Consider the following 16,986-nt stretch of genomic DNA (forward strand, 5'->3'; position numbering starts at 1 on the left):
GGCTTGTGGGTCAGTCCTCAGGGTCACTTGGGTCGATGGGCGCGTGGTGGTCACGTCCCTGCTCACCGCGACGCCAGTAGCCGTCGACCTTCACCTGTTTGGCGGGCAGGCCGAGCTCGCGGCGGAGGTAGCGGCGCACGGGCACGAGGGCATCCGCTTCGCCCGCAAGCCAGAGGTAGGTGTCGTCGCCGATGTCACCGAGGCGACGGATGGCGCGCTCGAGCGACCCGGACCCGCCATCGAGCCAGATGACGTTCGCGCGGTGCACCAGTTCGGGGTCGAGGTATCCGGCGTCCGACGGATGCTCGAGCTCGACGAACGCGCAGATCTCCACATCGTCCGGCAGCATCTCGATCCATCGGGCCACAGCGGGGAGTGCGCTGAGGTCGGCGCCGAGGATGACGCGCGTCATCCCCGTCGGGGCCGGATGTGATCCGCGGGGGCCCCCAACGACGAGCGTGTCGCCTGGCGCGGCCGAGCTCGCCCACGTGCTCGCTGGGGCATCCGTGCCGTGGATGACGAAGTCGAGTTCGAGCTGTGCGGGGGAGTCCTCGGTCGCGGGCCTGAAGGTGCGCGGGGTGTAGTCGCGGGCGATGACGTTGCCGTGTTCCGGACGCTTCATGCCCTCCGCGGTCATCGTGGGCACGGCGAGTTCGCCCGTCACGGGGTCGGGGAAGAACACCTTGACGTGGTCGGCGGGTCCCGTGCTCGTGAAGCCACGCAGGTCGTCGCCAGTGAGGGTTACTCGCACGAAGGAAGCTCCGAGCCGGGCAACAGAATCAACCGTCAGTGTTCGAATCGCCATGGGGTGGCGTTCAACGGGCGGGTGTTCGATCATTGCTCTCCATGCTTCAGGGTCCCCGACGAGGCGTCGTGGGCATACGGCATCCCACGCTAGCCCATGGGCTGGTCAGAGGGGGTCGGGCCCGATCAGCTGCTCGGAGAGCCCGGCCCCATCGGGCGCGTAGTACCAGGGGGTCACGGTTGCTTCGGCACGTTCGTCATCCGACTTGCGACCACCCGCGAGCACAGCCTCGCCGGTCGAGAGCTGGCGGATGGCGATTGCCTGTACCTGCTCAGGGTGGTCCTCGGCGAAGCTGCCGTAGATCTCCGGGTCGTGCTGCCCGTCGTCTCCCACAAGCAGCCAGCGCATGTCGGGGAACTCCTTCGCGAGGCGGCGCAGCGTCTCCTCCTTGTGCAACCGTCCGCTGCGGAACCAGCGGTCGTGCGTCGGTCCCCAGTCCGTGAGCAGGAGCGGGCCGCTCGGGTACAGGTGGCGAAGCAGGAATCGACTCAGGGTCGGCGCGACGTTCCACGCCCCCGTCGAGAGGTAGAAGCAGGGGGCGCCCGGATGATCGTGCAGCAGCCGCTCGTAGAGCACCGCCATACCGGGCACGGGCCGGCGGGCGTGCTCATCGAGTACGAAGGTGTTCCAAGCTGCGAGGAAGGGCCGCGGCAGTGCCGTCACCATGACGGTGTCGTCGACATCGGAGATGAGCCCGAAGCGCACCGCGGGATCGACGACGAAGATGGGTGCCTCAACCTCTTCGGAGCCCTCCGTGCGGATGTGCACGGTGTTCCAGCCGGGCTCGAGTTGGACGGCCACGACGGCGTCGATCACGCCACCGCGGTCGGCGTGGACGGGATGCTCCTCGTCACCGATTCGGATCGTGACGCCGACGTCGTTGAGGGGCACGCTCGTGAAGCTGCGCCATCCGCGGATCTTCTTGTACCTGGTGGCGGTGCCGGGCTTCGAGAGCAGCACGCGGCCGAGCACGCGGATCCAGTCGGTCGACCCGTAGCCGGCGTAGGGGATCACGGTGGGCTGGTGTCCCCGGCGGCGGGCGCTGCGTTCGCGGAAGTCGTGGAGTGCGTCTTCGAGCCGTGAGGCGAAATGTGGAATCGGCGAGACCTCACTGCCGCGATCCGACGCGCTGTGGGACTTCGCCATTGCTCCAGTCTGGCATGCGCGCGGCACATCGATGAGCGGATGCCCGGTGTTGCCGCCCCCCACGCAATCTGAAAGTTTGCCTTGACATGCTGGCGCCCGCGCCCGACCCGCGCCCCCGCTACGGGGGCGGGGCGTAGGATTACAAGCTGAACATTCGTTAAAAGAGGAGCCCCCGCCTTGCCCAATTCCGATCTGGACGCGACCCTGCACGGCACCGCGGCTGCCCTTCGAAATGAGCCTGTCCAGGCCCGCAGTGCCGCTCGACTGACGCGTCTGCTGGACTCCGCGGCCGAGGTCATCGACGAGATCGGATACGAGCGCCTCACGACGGCCATGGTTGCCGAGCGCGCGGGCGCCTCCATCGGCACGGTCTACCGCTACTTTCCCGACCGCATCGCCGTGCTGCAGAGCCTCAGCGTGCGTTTCCTCAACGACTTCATCGAGGAGGTGTCGAGCGCGCTCCAGGCGGAATCGGTGACCTCGTGGCAGTCGGCCGTGGACGCCGTGATCGACACGGCAGTGCGCTCCTTCGCGACGAAGCCGGGCTTCCGTTCGATCCGCTTCGGCGACGTGATCGACGTGCGCCCGCGCGAGGAGGACCGCACGCACAACGCGGTCGTCGCATCCGTCCTCGCGGAGGTGTTCTCTGACCGCTTCGACGTGACGGGCGACGATCTCTCGCTGCGTGTCGAGGTGGCCGTGCAGCTCGTCGACTCGCTGCTCGCGCGTGCCTTCGCCTTCGACTCGGCGGGCGACGAGCGCATCATCGCTGAGGGACGGTCCCTCGTGCACTCCTACCTGGCGAGCGCCTTCGCATCTTGATCGCCGCTCGCGTCAGTCGTTGTCCGTCAGTCGTCGATCGTCGTCGCGTTGCCGTCACCCGCACGCTGCATGTAGCGCGCCTCAGCCCGTCCGAGCAGGTACTTGGCGAGCACGACGAGCAGCAGGAATGCGACGATGACGGCCACGAAGATGTATCCGGCGTAGTGCAGTTGGTCGGCCAGTTCGCGGTATGACCCTGCCGCGAGCCATCCGACCGTCACATACCCTGCGGCCCAGAGTAGGCAGGCCGGCACGGTCCAGGCCATGAAGGTGCGGTAGCGCATGGAGCTCATGCCCGCCGTCAGCGGTACGAGGGAATGCAGCACGGGCAGGAAGCGCGAGATGAAGACCGCGACGCCCGCGCGCCTGTCGGTGTAGTTCTCGGCGCGCACCCACTGTTTCTCGCCGATGCGCCGACCAAGTCTGCTGGCACGGATGCGCGGGCCGAAATAGCGGCCAAGCATGAAACCGATGCTCTCGCCGCCGAGGGCTCCGAGCACCACCGCGACGAGCATCGCGACGTACTCGACGATGGAGCCGATGGCGGTCGACGCGACAATCACGATCGAGTCGCCCGGCACGATCAGGCCTACGAGCACCGAGGTCTCGAGAAGGATGCCCACCCCCGCGAGGATCGTGCGCAGCACGGGATCGACCGACTGCACGAGGTCGAGGAGCCAGGTGAGTACCTCGTTCACGCGGGGGCCACCGTCATTTCCGGAAGCGGGCGACGCAGGGTCTCGAGCCGGGCACGCCATGCGCCGAGCCTTCCGGGCTTCTCCGCGGTCGCGGGCCCATCCACCCACTCCGTGACGATGCGCGCTCCATGCAGGGCGTTCAGGGTCCAGACCTCAAGGCCGTCGAGCTCTTCGGGTGTCGTCGTCTCCCACGAGAGCTGCGTGCCCGTGGCGGTCGCGAGCGCGAGGAGGGCGCGCGCCGTCACGCTGTCGACACGATCCAGTTCCTGGGCGGGAAGACAGAGGATGTCGCCACGCCACCAGGCGAGCGCAGACGACGCCGTCTCGGCGACGTGACCGAGCGGGTCGACGATCACGATGTCATCCGCGCCCCTGTTGCGAGCCCGTGCTCGCAGGGCCTCGAGCACCTCGAGCGAGGGACCCTTGATGCGGGGGAGGTCGCGGGGATCCTCGCCCTCGTGCGTCAACAGCGTCGTGCTGAGGCGTCGTTCGGGGGCCGGGCGCACGCGCAGGAAGGCCTCGATGCGACCACCCGCGCGACGCAGCTCGACCCGGGGGAACCATTCGCCCGTGCGGGGGATGGCCGCAATCGCCGCATCCCAGAACGCCTCTGCATCCCGAGCAAGCCCGCTCGCGGTCGCGAGGAAGCGGTCCCGGTGCAGGGCGATCGCGAGGGCGGTGCCATCCGTAACGAGCCACGAGTCGGCGACGAGGATGTCTCCGTCATCGGCCTCGCCCTGCATGGCAGCGTCGAGTCCGGTTCCGGTCCACCGCAGGATCGCGTGAGCACTCATATTGTTAGCGTATGGGTCGACGGGTTCTTGAAGCTCCACTGGGGCTGTGGCTGGACCCTGAAAGCGCATACCTCACGCTGCATTCGCAGGATGAGCACTCCTTCTGGCTCGACTGCGGCCCGACGGCGAGCGACGGTGTGAGTGCCATGGGGCGCGCATCCGCCCGGGTCTCTCCTCGGCCAGGTGAGCCGCTGCTGCACGCCCTCCGGCGGGAGTCCGCCGCGCACGCCGACGTCGAGGTTTCCAGTTGCCGTGGCTTCCGTCTCGGCTGGGTCGGCTGGATCGGCTACGACTACAGCGCCCACACAATGGGGGAGTCGTTCGGGCCCGCGAGCCAGCATCCGGATGCGGCCATGCTGCGCGTCGATCGAGCGCTCGTCTTCGATCACGCGGCCCGCACGGTGACGCTGCTCGCCCTCGGCGAGGAGTGGAGCGGTGAGCTCGAGGCGTGGCGGGAATCGACCTGCCGGGCCCTCCGTGGCGCCGCCGCGCATCCGCCGACCGCCCCCCCGGTAGCGCCGTACGACGGGCCGGTCGTATGGGCGCACGACGACGAGCAGTACCTCCGCATGATCGCGGAGTGCCAGCACGCCATCAGGCAGGGCGATGCCTACCAACTGTGCCTCACGACCTCGGCGCGGGTCGAGGGCGCGACGGATGCGGTGGCCGCCTACCTCGCGCTCCGGCGGTCGAGCCCCGCCCACCATGGTGGACTCCTGCGCTTCGGCGACACCGCCCTGCTGAGTGCCTCACCCGAGCAGTTCCTCGCGGTGGACCCCGTCGAGGGAACCGTTGAGACCCAGCCCATCAAGGGCACGCGGCCGCGGGGTTACACGCCCGAGGCCGACCGCGACCTCGCGCGCGAACTCCGGGCGAGCGACAAGGAGCAGGCCGAGAACCTCATGATCGTCGACCTCATGCGCAACGACCTGGCTCGTGTCTGCGAGCTCGGAACGGTCGCGGTGCCCTCGCTCCTTCGCGTCGAGAGCTATCCTCATGTGCACCAGCTCGTGAGCACGGTGCGTGGCCGACTTCGCGCCGGCCTCTCCGCGATCGACGCCATCGAGGCATGCTTTCCCGCCGGCTCGATGACTGGCGCCCCCAAGCTCGAGGCCGTGCGCATCCTCGCCCGCCTCGAGGGCCGCCCGCGTGGCATCTATGCGGGGTCGTTCGGGTATCTCGGTTTCGATGGCCGTCTCGACCTCGCGATGGTCATCCGCACGATCGTGATCGACGGGGCAGGGGCGACGGTCGGCGCGGGGGGTGGCATCACGGCGCTCTCCGTCCCGCATGAGGAACTCGCGGAGGTCAAGCTCAAGGCGGCTGCGCTCCTGAGGGTGCTGCTCGAACGCGATGGGCAGTCGGAGACTTCGGTCAGCGAGCGACACCGTAGGGTGTTGGCGTGACAATTCGATACGTGGCACTGGGCGACTCATTCACGGAGGGCGTCGGCGACCCCGACCCGACCCTGCCAAACGGCGTCAGGGGCTGGGCAGATTGCTTCGCCGCACTCCTCGCGGCGACGGATGCCGACACGAGCTATGCCAACCTCGCGATCCGCGGGCGCAAGCTGCTCCAGGTCGTGGAGGAGCAGGTTGAACCTGCGATCGAGATGGCGCCGACGCTGGTCACGATCTATGCGGGCGGTAACGACATCCTGCGCCCCTCCGTCGATATCGATGCGCTCATGGCCGTGTATGACGACGCGGTGGCGCGCATCCGGGACGCGGGCGCAGAGGTTGTGCTGTTCACGGGGTTCGACACGGCGAAATCGGCGTTCTTCCGCAAGACCCGGCCGCGCACGGCCATCTACAACGAACTGCTCCGAGAGATCGCCGACGAGCGCGGTGCGCACATCGTCGACTACTGGCGCTTCGACGAGTACAACGACCCGCGCATGTGGGATGTCGACCGGCTTCACATGTCGACAAGGGGCCACATCAACATGGCGAAGCGTGTCATGGCCCGTCTTCGCGAGGACCACATGCTGGAGCCGGAATCACTCGAGCCGCTCCCCACGCGCAGCCGGCTGGACGCGGCGCGCGCGGATGCCGCGTGGGCACGCGAGTATCTCGGCCCGTGGGTCGGGCGCCGGCTCACCGGGCGCTCCTCGGGCGACGGGCTCGCACCCCGCTGGCCGCAGCTTCGGCCGGTCGCGCCAGACGAGGGGTAGCTCAGCGGCGCGCCCAGTTCGCTAATCTGGGAGGTCTGCACCGAATCACGCAACGAATAGAGAGCACCTGTGGCCCAGCAGCACGATGACGGCACCGAGTACGACTTCCACTCCATCCAGGCGAAGTGGCAGGCCGTGTGGGAGGAGACCAAGCCCTTCCGCACCTCGAGCGACGACAGCAAGCCGCGCAAGTACGTGCTCGACATGTTCCCGTACCCCTCCGGCGACCTCCACATGGGCCACGCGGAGGCATACGCCCTCGGCGATGTAATCGCCCGCTACTGGAGGCAGCAGGGCTTCAACGTGCTGCATCCGATCGGCTGGGATTCCTTCGGCCTGCCGGCCGAGAATGCCGCGATCAAGCGTGGCATCGACCCCCGCGACTGGACCTACCAGAACATCGACCAGCAGAAGCGCAGCATGAAGCTCTACGCGGCGTCCTTCGACTGGGACCGCGTCATCCACACGAGCGACCCCGAGTACTACAAGTGGAACCAGTGGCTGTTCCTCAAGATGTACGAGAAGGGCCTCGCCTACCGCAAGGCGTCGTGGGTCAACTGGTGTCCCCAGGACCAGACCGTGCTTGCAAACGAGCAGGTCGTCGACGGCACGTGCGAACGCTGTGGCGCCGCGGCGGAGAAGAAGAAGCTCACGCAGTGGTACTTCAAGATCACCGACTACGCCGACCGCCTGCTCGATGACCTGAACCAGCTCGAGGGCAACTGGCCGTCGAAGGTCATCGCGATGCAGCGCAACTGGATCGGCCGCTCGATCGGCGCCGAGGTCGACTTCGAGATCGAGGGCAGGAGCGAGAAGGTCTCCGTCTTCACGACTCGCCCCGACACGCTCTATGGCGCGACCTTCATGGTCGTCGCCCCGGATTCCGACCTCGCTGCGGAGCTCGTCGCGGGCTCGAACGAGACGGTCAAACAGCAGTTCGCCGGCTACCTCTCCGAGGTGCAGAAGAAGTCGGAGATTGACCGGCAGGATGCCGCTCGCGAGAAAACGGGCGTCTTCCTCGACCGTTTCGCGATCAATCCAGTCAATGGCGAGCGACTGCCGATCTGGGCGGCCGACTACGTGCTCTCGGACTACGGCACGGGCGCCATCATGGCTGTTCCCGCACACGACCAGCGCGACCTCGACTTCGCCCTCAAATTCGGGCTGCCCGTGCGTGTTGTCGTCGACACGAACGCCCCCGTGACCGGTGCGATCCCCGTCATCGAGACTGACGAGCATGGCGACCCGGTGCTTCCCGATGTCGCACCTGTCGACCCGGTCGCCACGGGAGAGGCACTCGGCGGCGAGGGGCGGATGATCAACTCCGGTCCGCTCGACGGCTTGAGCAAAGCCAACGCCATCAAGCGCGTCATCGAGCAGCTCGAGGCCGCCGGCACGGGACGCTCGGCTCGCAACTACCGCCTGCGCGACTGGTTGATCTCGCGTCAGCGCTACTGGGGAACGCCGATCCCGATCATCCACGGGGAAGACGGCTCGATGGTGCCGGTTCCCGAGGACCAGTTGCCCGTCGTGCTTCCACCCTCCGAGGGTCTCGACCTCAAGCCCAAGGGCTCGTCACCGCTCGGTGCGGCCGAGGACTGGGTCAACGTGCCGCATCCGATCGATGGATCGCCAGCGCGTCGCGACGCCGACACGATGGACACCTTCGTCGACAGCTCCTGGTACTTCCTGCGCTTCCTCAACCCGAAGGACGACGGCCAGGCCTTCGACCCGGCCGAGGCCGAGAAGTGGGCACCCGTCGACCAGTACGTCGGTGGCGTGACCCACGCGATCCTCCACCTGCTCTACGCACGCTTCATCACCAAGGTGCTCTACGACCTCGGCTACGTCACGTTCACGGAGCCCTTCTCGGCGCTGCTCAACCAGGGCATGGTGCTCATGGACGGCTCGGCGATGAGCAAGTCCAAGGGCAACATCGTGCAGCTGAGCGAGCAGCTCGAGGAGCACGGCGTCGACGCGGTGCGCCTCACGATGGCCTTCGCCGGTCCGCCCGAGGACGACATCGACTGGGCGGATGTCTCGCCCGCCGGCTCGGCGAAGTTCCTGGCGCGAGCATGGCGCCTCGCAGGTGACGTGACGAGCTCCCCTGATGTCGAGTGGAAGTCGGGCGACGAGTCGCTGCGGCGCGTCACGCACCGCTTCCTCGCCGACGCTCCCGGCCTGACAGAGTCCTTCAAGTTCAATGTCCTCGTCGCGCGACTCATGGAGCTGGTCAATGCGACGCGGAAGGCGATCGACGGCGGCGCCGGCGGGGCCGACCCCGCCGTTCGCGAGGCGACCGAGACGGTCGCCCTCGGACTCAGCCTCTTCGCTCCCTACACGGCGGAGGACATGTGGGAGCGGCTCGGCTACACGGGTTCGGTGGCCCACTGCGGCTGGCGCAAACCCGACCCCGTGCTGCTCGTCGAGCAGTCGGTGACGGCGGTCGTGCAGGTGGACGGCAAGGTGCGCGACAAGCTTGAGGTCAGCCCCACGATCGATCCCGCCGAGCTCGAGTCACTCGCGCTCGCGTCGGCTGGCGCGGTGCGGGCCCTTGGCGACCGCGAGGTGGACCGCGTGATCGTGCGCGCACCGAAGATCGTGAGCATCACGACCAAGAAGTAGCGTCCTCCACGGCACGCGGCCGCGGTCTGCCTTCACAGGGCGTCCCGCGCGCCGTCGCCGTGGGTGGCGGCGTGCGTAGCGTGCCGACATGGGCTCGCAGCGATCCTCAGGGATGTCGTCGGCGGCTGCAGCGATGCTGGCCGCACCCGGGCCGGCGCGCCTGCGTGTCGGCGCGGGAGCGGCCGTCATCCTGCTGCTTCTCGGGCTCGGCGTCGCGGTCCTTGTCTCAGCACTGGGGTCGAAGGGCGACACCGGCACGCTCGGACAGGATGTCCCACCAATCGATGCGCCCGCGGCGACCATCTACGTCCACGTCCTCGGGGCTGTTGCCTCCCCGGGACTGTTCGAGCTCCCGGAGGGGTCCCGGGCGGTGGATGCCGTTGCGGCGGCGGGTGGCTTCGCGCCGGATGCCGATCGTGGCGCCATCAACCTCGCGCGCTTCGTGGACGACGGAGAGCAGATCGCGGTGCCCGTGCTCGGCGCCATGAATGACCCGGTCGGGGCCGCGGGTACGGCGGGTGATGGAAGAGTCAACGTCAACACAGCTGACGCGACAACGCTTGAGACCCTGCCGCGGGTGGGGCCGGCGATGGCGGCGCGCATCATCGCGTGGCGCGACGCCAACGGTCGCTTCTCCAGCGTCGACGACCTGCTCGCCGTCACGGGAATCGGCGAGAAGACGCTGGAAGGCATGCGGAACCTCGTGACCGTATGATCGCCCGCCCGACATGAGCGATCGACGCCCGCCCCTCGACCTGCGGCTCGCGCTGCCCGTCGCGGTGTCCTGGCTTGTCGTCGGCATCCTGCTCGGCGTCGAGGGAGCCGCGGCGCCAGCGGCGCTAGTCGCTGCGCTGCTTTCCGTCCTCCTCATCCTGATTTCAGGGGGTCGGCGGCGCGGGGTGCTCCTGACCATTGCGTTGGCCTCGGCGGCCTCGGCGCTCCTGCTGGCGTGCGCCGCGGCATCCGTCGACGGGCGACGCCCGAGCGACCTCGTCGCCGCGGCCGAGGAGTCCCGCCACCTCACGATCGAGGCGACCGCGACACAGGCGGTCGTGCAGCCGGCCGCGACCGCGAGGTTCGGTGCGCGGATCGAGCGCGTCGAAGGAGCGGGGCTGCGGATGGATGCCGCCGTGCCGGTCACGATCTTCGCGACAGTCACGGAGCCGATCGAGGTGGGGGACCACGTCACGGTCTCGGGCACACTCGCCGTGACCTCCCCGGCCGACGCGTCGGCGTTCCTCTTCTTCTCGAGGGGTCAGGCATCCGTCGAGCAGCTCCAGTCCGGGCCGGTCGCATGGGCTGGCGAACTCCGCGAGGGGTTCCGGACGCTCGTGGCAGATATGCCGCAGCCGGGGGCAGGCCTCCTCCCCGGCCTGGCGATCGGGGACACGAGCGCGGTCAACGAGTCGCTGGAGGAGCAGATGAAGGCCTCCTCGCTGACGCACCTCACCGCCGTGTCCGGCGCGAACTGCGCCATCGTGGTCGGGCTGGTGCTCGCGCTGGGGGCAGGCATGCGGGCTCCGCGGAGCCTGCGCGTGCTCACGTCCCTCGGCGCCCTCGCCCTCTTTGTGCTCATCGTGACCCCGGAACCCAGCGTCATGCGCGCCTCCGCCATGGCCGTCGCCGTGCTCGTGACCAAGGCATGGGGGAGAGGGGCGGCCGGGGTGCCCGTGCTGGCCCTCGCGGTGCTTGTGCTGCTCGCGATCGACCCCTGGCTGGCGCGCAGCTACGGCTTCATCCTCTCGGTGCTCGCGACGGCGGGGCTCCTCGTGCTCGCCGGCCCCCTCGCGGCGCGCATGGCCACCGTGCTTCCAACACCGCTTGCCGCCGTGATCGCCGTTCCCCTTGCCGCGCAGCTCGCCTGCCAGCCGGTCATCATCCTGCTCGCGCCTGCGATTCCCAGCTATGGCGTGCTCGCCAACCTCCTCGCGGGACCGGCGGCGCCCGCAGCGACGGTGCTGGGGCTCGTGGCCTGCGTGGTGAATCCGCTCGCCCCGTGGGCCGCCGAGGCGACCGCCTGGGTCGCATGGCTTCCGTCCGCCTGGATCGCAGCCGTGGCCGCCTTTTTCAGCGGACTCCCCGGCGCTCAACTGCCGTGGGCGGAGGGCGCATTCGGCTTCGGACTCGCGGCCGTGCTGACGGTGCTCGGTCTTGGTGTGACGCTCGCGCGGAGGAGGCGTTGGTGGACCCTCGGGCTGTGCGGTGTGCTCGTCATTGCGGGCGGCATCGTCGCCGGCGACCGCATCCGCGTGGCCCTCCACACTCCGGGAGAGTGGCAGTTCGCCGCGTGCGACGTGGGGCAGGGCGATGCTCAGCTCCTCCGCGACAGCGACTCCGTCATGCTCGTCGACGCGGGCCCCGACGCCGCCGCGCTCGACGACTGCCTTTCACACCTTGGCATCTCACACATCGACGTCCTGGTGCTCTCGCATTTCGACCTCGACCATGTGGGCGGCGTTGATGCCGTCGTCGGCAGGGTCGGCACCGTCGTTGCTGGACCGCCAGCGTCGGCGGAGGACGAGCGGATGCTTCGAGACCTCGCCGACGCAGGCGCCCAGGTTGTCCCGGCAACACGCGGCCTCGCGGGCGAGCTCGGGCGACTGCGGTGGACGGTTCTGTGGCCGGCGCGAACGCCTGCCATGCCGCCCGGCAACGATGCGAGCGTCGTGCTCGCCGTCAACGGGCGGGCGTGCCAGTGCCTGAGCACCCTCCTCCTTGGTGACCTCGGCCGCGAGGCACAGCTCCGGATGCTCGCGGGCGCCCGTTCGCAGTTGAGCGCTCTAGGTGGTGTGGACATTGTCAAGGTCTCACACCACGGCTCGGTAGACCAGTACGAACGCCTCTACGAGTCCGTTCCCGCCACCATCGGGGTCATCGGCGTCGGAACCGACAACACCTACGGGCACCCGACGCCGAGCATCCTGTCGCTCCTCGGCCGACTCGGCACGGCGGTGGCGCGCACCGATGAGCACGGCCTCGTGCTCGCGTGGGCGCGGGATGACGGCAGGATCGGCGTGTGGAGCGAGACGGGGCAGGTGGCACCGGCGTCGGCTCCAGACGAGGATGTCGCCGCCCGACACTAGGCTGTTATTCGTCGTCGTGAGACCGAGCGTCATGCCTCGGGCGACCTTGAGTGGGGAGGAGCACCGTGGCAGCAAGGCCTGCAGCGCGAAGCTCGAAATCGTCGGTCGCCATCCCGCAGTTGGACTGGTCGAAGGTGCGCCCGGCCCCGATCGTGCTCGTGTCGGGCACGGAGGGCTTCCTCGCTGACCGTGCCATCCGGATGCTTCGCGACACGCTCAAGACCGAGGATCCGAGCCTCGAGGTGAGCGATATCGACGCGGCCGGCTATGCGCCGGGGCAGCTGCTCACAGTCGCAAGCCCGTCGCTCTTCGGCGAGCCTCGCATGATCCGTGTGACTGGCGTCGAAAAGTGCACGGATGCCTTCATTGCGGAGGCCGTCTCGTACCTGGAGCACCCCGCCGAAGGCACCTACCTTGTGCTGCGGCACGCGGGCGGCGTGCGTGGCAAGAAGCTGCTTGACGCCATCCGTAGCGGCACTGGCGGCGGGATCGAGGTCGTCTGCACAGAACTCAAGAAGGAGTCAGAGAAGGCAGACTTCGCGGTCGCCGAGTTCAAGGTCGCGGGGCGCCGGGCCACGGCTGGCGCCATCCGCGCGCTCGTTGCCGCGTTTGCCGACGATATTGCGGAACTGGCATCTGCCTGCCAGCAGCTCATCTCGGATTCGAGCGCCGAGATCACTGAGGCCACGGTGGAGAAGTACTACTCGGGCAGGGTCGAGACGACCGCGTTCAAGGTCGCGGATGTCGCGATCGCCGGCCGCCACGGCGAAGCCCTCGTCATGCTGCGCCACGCGCTGGCATCCGGTGCCGACCCCGTGCCGATCGTCGCGGCCTTCGCAATGAAGCTCCGCACGATGGCGAAGGTCTCGGGTGCGAGGGGAGGCTCGGGCCAGCTCGCGCAGCAACTGGGCATGGCGCCGTGGCAGGTCGACCGTGCCAAGCGCGACCTGCAGGGGTGGAGCGGCGACGGTCTCGGCCGCTGCATCGAGGTGCTTGCCGAGACGGATGCCGCGGTCAAGGGTGCCGAGCGCGACCCCGTCTTCGCGCTCGAGCGCATGGTCGGCGTCATCGCCTCCCGCGGCGCTTAAGCCCGAACGTCGAGCGCGCGCCGTATGCAAAACGCCCCGCCTCGCGATGCGAGACGGGGCGTGTGAGGTTCTGCTGCTTAGAGCGCCGCAACCTGCTTGGCGATCGCCGACTTCTTGTTGGCGGCCTGGTTCTTGTGGATGACGCCCTTGCTCACGGCCTTGTCGAGCTTCTTGCTGGCGAGCTGGAGCGCGGTGGTGGCGGCTTCCTTGTCGCCGGCGGCGATCGCGGTGCGCGTGGCACGCACGGCGGTCTTGAGCTCGCTCTTGACGGCCTTGTTGCGCTCCGTCGCCTTCTTGTTGGTGAGGATGCGCTTCAGCTGCGACTTGATGTTTGCCAAGGTAGTTCTTTCTGTTGTTCCGGACGGTGTGTGGCAGCCATTCCCAGCGCTGTTGTAGAGGGCAACGAGCGGTGGCGGGGCTGCAGTTCGCACCGGGTGAATCGTGGGGGATGAACGCGGTGCGCAAGCCAACAGGCAACTTTACCAGTGCGCGGGGCGATTCGACAATTCGATTGCCGTGTCGGGGCGGGGCGGGATTCGAGTGCCGGCGCTCGTCATGGGACAATCGTGGCGTCCATCTTCGTGCCGCGTCCGCGGCGCCGACCCAGTCACAGAGGAACGCGTGAGTCCCAAAGCCCAGAAGGCCCTCCAGCCGGCGTCGACCGACCCCGCCTTCATTCGCAACTTCTGCATCATCGCGCACATCGACCACGGCAAGTCGACCCTGGCCGACCGCATGCTGCAAGAGACCGGCGTCGTCGCCGACCGTGACATGCGTGCCCAGTACCTCGACCGCATGGACATCGAGCGCGAGCGCGGCATCACGATCAAGAGCCAGGCGGTGCGGATGCCGTGGGCGCTCGACGGCCAGTCCTACGCGCTCAATATGATCGACACCCCTGGCCACGTCGACTTCACCTACGAGGTGTCGCGCAGCCTCGCGGCGTGTGAGGGCGCCATCCTGCTGGTCGACGCCGCCCAGGGCATCGAGGCGCAGACCCTCGCCAACCTGTATCTCGCACTCGAGAACGACCTCACGATCATCCCGGTCCTCAACAAGATCGACCTGCCGGCAGCTGACCCCGAGAAGTACGCCAACGAACTCGCGGGGCTCATCGGCGGTTCGCCTGATGACGTGCTGCGCGTTTCCGGCAAGACCGGTGTTGGCGTGCCCGAGCTGCTCGACCGCGTCACGGAACTCATCCCCGCGCCCAAGGGAGACAAGGATGCTCCCGCTCGCGCGATGATCTTCGACTCCGTCTACGACAGCTACCGCGGTGTCGTCACCTACGTGCGAATGATCGACGGCAAGCTGCACCCGCGCGAGAAGATTCAGATGATGTCGACCCGTGCGACCCACGAGGTGCTCGAGATCGGCGTGAGTTCCCCCGAGCCGATTCCCAGCGAGGGTCTCGGCGTGGGTGAGGTGGGCTACCTCATCACGGGAGTGAAGGACGTGCGGCAGTCCAAGGTCGGTGACACCGTGACGACGGCGGCGAAGTCCGCGACCGAGGCGCTTCCTGGCTACACCGAGCCGCTGCCCATGGTCTTCTCGGGGCTCTACCCGATCGACGGCAGCGACTATCCGGTGCTGCGTGAGGCGCTCGACAAGCTGAAGCTGTCGGATGCTGCGCTCAACTACGAGCCAGAGACATCCGTCGCGCTTGGCTTCGGTTTCCGCTGCGGATTCCTCGGGCTGCTGCACCTCGAGATCGTGACGGAGCGGCTGCGCCGCGAGTTCGACCTCGACATCATCACGACGGCACCGAGCGTGATCTACGAGGTCACGACCGACGACAAGAAGACTGTCACGGTCACGAACCCGAGTGAGTTCCCCGTCGGCAAGATCCAGAGCGTGCGCGAGCCGATCGTGAAGGCGGCGATCCTTGCGCCCAAGGACTACGTCGGCGTCATCATGGAGCTCTGCCAGAGCCGTCGCGGTTCGCTCCTCGGCATGGACTACCTCGGGGAGGAGCGGGTGGAGATCAAGTACACGATCCCGCTCGGCGAGATCGTCTTCGACTTCTTTGACCAGCTGAAGAGCAAGACGGCCGGCTACGCGAGCCTCGACTACGAACCCTCGGGGGAGCAGGAGGCAGATCTCGTCAAGGTCGACATCCTGCTGCAGGGCGAACAGGTCGACGCGTTCAGCGCGATCGTGCACCGTGACAAGGCCTACGCCTACGGTGTGCTCATGACCGGCCGCTTGCGAGAGCTGATCCCGCGTCAGCAGTTCGAGGTGCCCATCCAGGCGGCCATCGGGGCGCGCATCATCGCGCGTGAGAGCATCCGCGCCATCCGCAAGGACGTGCTCGCCAAGTGCTATGGCGGTGACATCACGCGAAAGCGCAAGCTCCTCGAGAAGCAGAAGGAGGGCAAGAAGCGCATGAAGATGGTGGGCCGCGTCGAGGTGCCGCAGGAGGCGTTCATCGCCGCGCTGTCCGGCGACGTCGAGAAGAAGGACAAGAAGTCCTAGATGTTCGGTAGTGCCCAACCCTAGGGTGACACCATGCGCTCCATTCCCCGCTGTCTCGGCCTCCTGGCCGCTTCTGCCATGGTTCTGGTCGGATGCTCGGCCACAGTCGGCCCCGAGCGCGCGCTCTCCGTCGAGCCGGCGGGAGCGCCCACGAGCGGGTGCAGTGAAGCATTCAGCGCGGCCGTGGGCACTCAGGAGGCCGCGTGGGAGGCGAAGCGCGCGGCAACGGCCGAGATCGACAACGACGAGGTTCGGAAGGACGAGAAGCTCGAGCGTTTGCGCGAGGTGAATTGGCTCGCCGACAAGACCTTCAATAAGGCAGTGCAGGAGACCCTGCGAGCGTGCGAAGACGCCCCGGACTGGTTGGCTGGAGTGTTACAGCAGCCCTCAGTTGTCGGCATCGCGAATGAGGATGAGCTCGCCGATGACATCCTGAGCGGTGCATGCGGCCTACTCGAGGGCTCACGAGTCTGCGCCGACGCTCAGGATCACGGCATCTGGTAGCGCGGAAGGCACCCAGACACGCGCGGTATCCTTGCCGGATGCCTCTGTCGTGCCGTTCTTTCCTGCGCTGTGGGGCGCAATCGCTTGCCGCATCTCTTCACCTCGGAGCGAGCTAGGTGTCCAAGAAGGCGCTTTGGAACCTCCCGGTCAACTACGCGGCGGTCGGGGCAACGCAATCGCAGGAGTCGATCGCGTTCCCGCCGAAGGGATACCGCCCCTTCGAGAAGCGCGTCCGCATCGGCACGGGGCCCGCACGGTGGGAGTTCGCGTGGCGGGCGACCATGTCGTGGGGCATCATGATCCGCAGCGGCTTCGACGTCGAACTCACGGAGACGCCCCTGGAGGTTCGGGAGGGCAGCTATACGCCCGTGACCTTCGACGACTCAGGAACGCCCGTTGCCGCGGCCGGCACGGGTGAACGTGAAGAGGTGCCCTACGGGCCCGACGGCCTGCCATTTGTGACACCCGGCGACTCGGTCTGGCTCGTGTTCTCGATTGGCCCCTTCAAACTGCGCGAACCCGTGCGCGTCATCTATGTGATCGACGAGCCGAATCGCAAGGGTTTCGCCTACGGCACCCTGCCGGGCCACCCTCTCAGCGGTGAGGAACTCTTCGTGGTCGACCTTGAGGACGACGGCTCGGTCTGGATGATGCTGAGGTCGCTTTCCCGTCCGGCGCCCGGCAAGTGGACGGCAGTGAGTCCCCTGTTGTCGCTCGCGCAGCGCGCGCTTCGCCGCCGGTACCTTGCGGCGCTCTCCGGTCCTGTCGACTGA

15 protein-coding genes are annotated in these 16,986 nt (G+C 67.9%); 10 read left to right on the top strand and 5 right to left on the bottom strand.

Translation table 11 applies throughout. The features are described from left to right. Window positions 1–10: 10 nt before the first annotated feature. Together ACIQK7_RS10800 and ACIQK7_RS10805 are read right to left on the bottom strand one after the other, a co-directional pair. The gene (locus ACIQK7_RS10800) at window positions 11–805 is read right to left on the bottom strand and encodes a siderophore-interacting protein (RefSeq protein ID WP_403024567.1); all 795 of its coding nucleotides are present in this window, start codon (window positions 803–805) and stop codon (window positions 11–13) included. A gap of 105 nt (window positions 806–910) precedes the next feature. After that, window positions 911–1,951, bottom strand: coding sequence for an App1 family protein (locus tag ACIQK7_RS10805; protein ID WP_403024569.1), 1,041 nt, complete (start codon window positions 1,949–1,951; stop codon window positions 911–913). A 177-nt stretch (window positions 1,952–2,128) separates the two neighbouring features. Here ACIQK7_RS10805 and ACIQK7_RS10810 point away from each other — a divergent pair, with 177 nt between their 5' ends. Continuing rightward, on the top strand, window positions 2,129–2,773 hold the full coding sequence (locus ACIQK7_RS10810) for a TetR/AcrR family transcriptional regulator (RefSeq protein WP_403024572.1): 645 nt from the start codon (window positions 2,129–2,131) through the stop codon (window positions 2,771–2,773). A 26-nt stretch (window positions 2,774–2,799) separates the two neighbouring features. Here ACIQK7_RS10810 and ACIQK7_RS10815 read toward each other — a convergent pair whose 3' ends face one another. After that, window positions 2,800–3,471, bottom strand: a complete 672-nt coding sequence (locus ACIQK7_RS10815; RefSeq protein WP_403024575.1) for a DedA family protein — start codon at window positions 3,469–3,471, stop codon at window positions 2,800–2,802. Continuing rightward, on the bottom strand, window positions 3,468–4,265 hold the full coding sequence (locus ACIQK7_RS10820) for an aminotransferase class IV (protein ID WP_403024578.1): 798 nt from the start codon (window positions 4,263–4,265) through the stop codon (window positions 3,468–3,470). Before ACIQK7_RS10820 ends, ACIQK7_RS10815 begins: the two co-directional genes overlap by 4 nt. An 11-nt stretch (window positions 4,266–4,276) precedes the next feature. Here ACIQK7_RS10820 and pabB point away from each other — a divergent pair, with 11 nt between their 5' ends. The 6 genes from pabB (at window position 4,277) to holA (ending at window position 13,234) form a co-directional block, all read left to right on the top strand. Next, window positions 4,277–5,671: an aminodeoxychorismate synthase component I gene (pabB, locus tag ACIQK7_RS10825; protein ID WP_403024581.1), complete on the top strand. Its 1,395-nt coding sequence runs from the start codon at window positions 4,277–4,279 to the stop codon at window positions 5,669–5,671. After that, window positions 5,668–6,438: an SGNH/GDSL hydrolase family protein gene (locus ACIQK7_RS10830; RefSeq protein WP_403024584.1), complete on the top strand. Its 771-nt coding sequence runs from the start codon at window positions 5,668–5,670 to the stop codon at window positions 6,436–6,438. Before pabB ends, ACIQK7_RS10830 begins: the two co-directional genes overlap by 4 nt. A gap of 69 nt (window positions 6,439–6,507) precedes the next feature. Next, window positions 6,508–9,063, top strand: a complete 2,556-nt coding sequence (leuS, locus tag ACIQK7_RS10835) for a leucine--tRNA ligase (protein WP_403024587.1) — start codon at window positions 6,508–6,510, stop codon at window positions 9,061–9,063. Window positions 9,064–9,151: 88 nt separating this feature from the next. Next, window positions 9,152–9,778: a ComEA family DNA-binding protein gene (locus ACIQK7_RS10840; RefSeq protein ID WP_403024590.1), complete on the top strand. Its 627-nt coding sequence runs from the start codon at window positions 9,152–9,154 to the stop codon at window positions 9,776–9,778. Window positions 9,779–9,791: 13 nt separating this feature from the next. After that, on the top strand, window positions 9,792–12,146 hold the full coding sequence (locus ACIQK7_RS10845; protein WP_403024593.1) for a ComEC/Rec2 family competence protein: 2,355 nt from the start codon (window positions 9,792–9,794) through the stop codon (window positions 12,144–12,146). Between the two features lie 65 nt (window positions 12,147–12,211). Continuing rightward, window positions 12,212–13,234, top strand: coding sequence for a DNA polymerase III subunit delta (gene holA / locus ACIQK7_RS10850; protein WP_403024596.1), 1,023 nt, complete (start codon window positions 12,212–12,214; stop codon window positions 13,232–13,234). A 77-nt stretch (window positions 13,235–13,311) separates the two neighbouring features. Here holA and rpsT read toward each other — a convergent pair whose 3' ends face one another. Continuing rightward, a complete protein-coding gene (gene rpsT, locus ACIQK7_RS10855; protein ID WP_147721404.1) occupies window positions 13,312–13,572 on the bottom strand; it encodes a 30S ribosomal protein S20 in 261 nt (86 codons plus the stop codon). Between the two features lie 283 nt (window positions 13,573–13,855). Here rpsT and lepA point away from each other — a divergent pair, with 283 nt between their 5' ends. The 3 genes from lepA to ACIQK7_RS10870 all read left to right on the top strand — a co-directional run bounded on the left by lepA (window position 13,856) and on the right by ACIQK7_RS10870 (window position 16,986). Then, window positions 13,856–15,709: a translation elongation factor 4 gene (gene lepA, locus ACIQK7_RS10860; RefSeq protein WP_403024599.1), complete on the top strand. Its 1,854-nt coding sequence runs from the start codon at window positions 13,856–13,858 to the stop codon at window positions 15,707–15,709. Between the two features lie 33 nt (window positions 15,710–15,742). Beyond that, window positions 15,743–16,213 (top strand): hypothetical protein, encoded by a 471-nt coding sequence (locus ACIQK7_RS10865; RefSeq protein ID WP_403024602.1) that lies wholly within the window; start codon window positions 15,743–15,745, stop codon window positions 16,211–16,213. A gap of 116 nt (window positions 16,214–16,329) precedes the next feature. Beyond that, window positions 16,330–16,986: a DUF1990 family protein gene (locus ACIQK7_RS10870; RefSeq protein ID WP_403024603.1), complete on the top strand. Its 657-nt coding sequence runs from the start codon at window positions 16,330–16,332 to the stop codon at window positions 16,984–16,986.

It is taken from the genome of Salinibacterium sp. GXW1014 (genome assembly GCF_044769865.1).
Lineage (GTDB): Bacteria > Actinomycetota > Actinomycetes > Actinomycetales > Microbacteriaceae > Homoserinimonas.

Excerpts from the sequence above, each read along its gene's own strand:
- ACIQK7_RS10820 (WP_403024578.1), bottom strand. The coding sequence starts at position 4,265 with ATGAGTGCTCACGCGATCCTGCGGTGGACCGGAACCGGACTCGACGCT.
- ACIQK7_RS10865 (WP_403024602.1), top strand. The coding sequence starts at position 15,743 with ATGCGCTCCATTCCCCGCTGTCTCGGCCTCCTGGCCGCTTCTGCCATG.
- ACIQK7_RS10840 (WP_403024590.1), top strand. The coding sequence starts at position 9,152 with ATGGGCTCGCAGCGATCCTCAGGGATGTCGTCGGCGGCTGCAGCGATG.
- ACIQK7_RS10805 (WP_403024569.1), bottom strand. The coding sequence starts at position 1,951 with ATGGCGAAGTCCCACAGCGCGTCGGATCGCGGCAGTGAGGTCTCGCCG.
- ACIQK7_RS10845 (WP_403024593.1), top strand. The coding sequence starts at position 9,792 with ATGAGCGATCGACGCCCGCCCCTCGACCTGCGGCTCGCGCTGCCCGTC.
- pabB (WP_403024581.1), top strand. The coding sequence starts at position 4,277 with ATGGGTCGACGGGTTCTTGAAGCTCCACTGGGGCTGTGGCTGGACCCT.
- ACIQK7_RS10800 (WP_403024567.1), bottom strand. The coding sequence starts at position 805 with ATGGCGATTCGAACACTGACGGTTGATTCTGTTGCCCGGCTCGGAGCT.